Raw genomic sequence first — 3,148 nt, 5'->3', positions numbered from 1 at the left:
CCCCGCGCACTAACAACCACTCACTAAGAGAATTACGCCAGTTATTTGGGTTGCTAAGACAACTCTAGGCTGGCTGTCCGCTCCCTTACGGTCGCGGCTCGGTTGTTCGTGCTTGATTAAACATTGCCCCCAATCCAGTCCAATTCAATCCGAGTCGCTACCATAGGGTGGCGCATAGCAACTCCTACTCCACATCGGTCGTAATCTCTTAATAACCCTTGATCAACCTATTTAAAGGAAAACCAATATGAAAGAACCAAGTTTGTCCGCTGACTATCTAGGCAAAGACGTACTGAAAGAAATAGCTAAGTTCGCTACACCCAATGACCGTGAACGTCTCATTCAGGTGAACAGAGAATTTCGTGAGGCAATCAAAGAGCTGGAGACAGAAGGAAAAATTCATCGACGTAGAATCGTGGTATCTGCAGGCGTGGGTTCCACGTTTATTTTGACGCAATACCGAGGCAAGCCCAAGCTCTATAGCTGTGGACGGAACTGGTATGGCCAACTGGGGCTGAGGGATAATACTTACCAGAGCAGCCTGCAGCACGTCAAACTTCCTAAAAACCTCAACTCACTGGAGGGTGTCGCCGCAGGTGATGGCCACACCCTTGTCTTTGGCCGCGACAGCAAGGGCAAACCAGCGCTCTTTGCCTGTGGATGTAACGAGTATGGCCAACTGGGGCTAGGAGATGATTACAACCGGAGTAGCCTTCAGCGGCTTGAGCTTCCTAAAGACCTCAACTCACTGGAGGGTGTCGTCGCAGGTGCGTACCACACCCTTGTCATTGGCCGCGACAGCTTCGGCAGACCAGCGTTATTTGCCTGTGGAAGCAACGTGGTTGGCCAACTAGGGCTGGGGAATCAAAACAACCGGAGTAGCCTGCAGCGCCTTGAGCTTCCTGAAGCACTAAACTCACTGGAGGGTGTCGTCGCAGGTTACAATCACACCCTTGCCTTTGGCTGCGACAGCTTTGGCAAGCCAGCGCTCTTTGCCTTTGGATTTAACAAGTATGGCCAACTGGGGCTGGGGCATCAAAACAACCAGAGCAGCCTGCAGCGCCTTGAGCTTCCTAAAGACCTAAACTCACTGGAGGGTGTCGCCGCAGGCGAGTACCACACCCTTGTCTTTGGCCGCGACAGCAAGGGCAATTTACTGCTCTATGCCTGTGGAAGCAACGCGAGTGGCCGACTAGGGCTGGGGAATCAAAACAACCAGACTAGCCTGCAGCGCCTTGAGCCTCCTGAAGCACTAAACTCACTGGAGGGTGTTGTCGCAGGTGCTTTTCACACCCTTGTCTTTGGCTGCGACAGTTTAGGCAAGCCAGTGCTCCTTGCCTGTGGATACAACGAGTATGGCCAACTGGGACTGGGGCATCAATACAACCAGAACCTCCTGACCATTATCCCAAAACCCGTTATCCGCGACATCGAAAAATATCATCCTAAAAGGGGAATACAGAAATCCCATTATGACCAATTGGGGCTGGGACATCAAAACAACCAGAGCAGCCTAACCAATATGACAGAATCACCTTTTTCCGCACTAGGCAAAGACGTACTGAAAGAAATAGTTAAGTTCGCTACACCCAATGACCGTGAACGCTTCATTCAGGTGAACAGAGAATTTCGTGAGGCAATCAAAGAGCTGGAGACAGAAAGAAAAATTCATCGACGTAAAATCGTGGCGTCTACAGGCGCAATTTCCACGTTTATTTTGACGCAATACCGAGGCAAGCCTCTACTCTTCGCCTGTGGGGGAAACGCATATGGCCAACTGGGGCTGGGACATGAAAAAAACCAGAGCAGCTTGCAGACCTTGGAGCTTCCCAAAGACCTCAACTCACTGGAGGGTGTCGTCGCAGGTGATTACCACACCCTTGTCTTTGGCTGCAACAGCTTGGGCAAGCCAGCGCTATTTTCCTGTGGATTTAACTATTGGGGCCAACTGGGGCTGGGAGATAATGAAGACCAGAATAGCCTCCAGCCAGTAAGGCTTCCTAAAGACCTCTACTCACTGGAGGGTGTCGCCGCAGGTGCTCGCCACACCCTTGTCTTTGGCCGCGACAGCAATAAAAAGCCACTGCTCTTTTCCTGTGGAAATAACGGGTATGGCCAACTGGGGTTGGGGCATCAAAAGTATAAGTTCATCCTGCAAGGCATCAAACTTCCTGAAGAACTCAAATCCCTGGATGGTGTCGCCGCAGGTATGTACCACACCCTCGTCTTTGGCCGCGACAGCTTCGGCAAGTCAGCGCTCTTTGTCTGTGGAAAGAACAAGTATGGCCAACTGGGGCTTGGGGATAAAAACAACCAGAGCAGCCTGCAGCGCTTCAAGCTTCCCAAAAACCTCAACTCACTGGAGGGTGTCGTCGCAGGTGCTTTCCACACCCTTGTCTTTGGCTGCGACAGCAATAAAAAGCCACTGCTCTTTTCCTGTGGAAAGAACGAGTATGGCCAACTGGGGCTAGGGCATAAAAACGACCAGAGTAGCCTGCAGCCAGTAAGGCTTCCTCAAGAACTCAATTCACTGGAGAGTGTCGTCGCAGGTTACGATCACACCCTTGTCTTTGGCCGCGACAGCTTCGGCAAGGCAGTGCTCTTTGCCTGTGGAATGAACAAGTTTGGCCAACTGGGGCTGGGGCATCAAAACAACCAGACCAGCCTGCAGTCCGTCAAGCTTCCTCAAGACCTCAAATCACTGGAGGGTGTCGTCGCAAGTTTCAATCACACTTTTGTCTTTGGCTGCGACAGCTTCGGCGAGCCAGCGCTCTTTGCCTGTGGTGAGAACGATTATGGCCAACTGGGGCTGGGGCATAAAAATAACCAGAGCAGCCTGACCGTTATCCAAAAACCCGTTAACTGCGACAGCGAAAAATATCGTCTTAAAATGGCAATAGAGCGCCATGCACAAATGCTGAGCAATGAATTCAGCTGGTTTGGATTGAAAAAAAGCCCTCAAGAAAAAATTAAGATACTCAAACAACTCTGTGAAATCCTTGAACAAGTGGATAATCCAAACTCAATAATAGAGCTCCGGGAGACAATGGAAGCCTTTTTAGAAGTACATAAACAAACCATCGAAGAGCACCGCATTCCCTTCGGAAAGTGGAGTTTTTTTAGTCCTGAATCCCCCACACGCACCGAA

Annotated in this window: 1 protein-coding gene; it reads left to right on the top strand. The window is 50.7% G+C overall.

Annotated elements, in window-relative coordinates; all coding sequences use genetic code 11:
* Positions 1-247 precede the first annotated feature (247 nt).
* Positions 248-3,148, top strand: a 2,901-nt coding sequence (locus Lwal_RS14855) for an RCC1 domain-containing protein (RefSeq protein WP_193787238.1), incomplete at its 3' end; no start/stop codon positions are given.

Origin of the sequence: Legionella waltersii (assembly GCF_001468085.1) — a bacterium.
Lineage (GTDB): Bacteria > Pseudomonadota > Gammaproteobacteria > Legionellales > Legionellaceae > Legionella > Legionella waltersii.
This window is presented reverse-complemented; position numbering and strand designations above follow the sequence as displayed.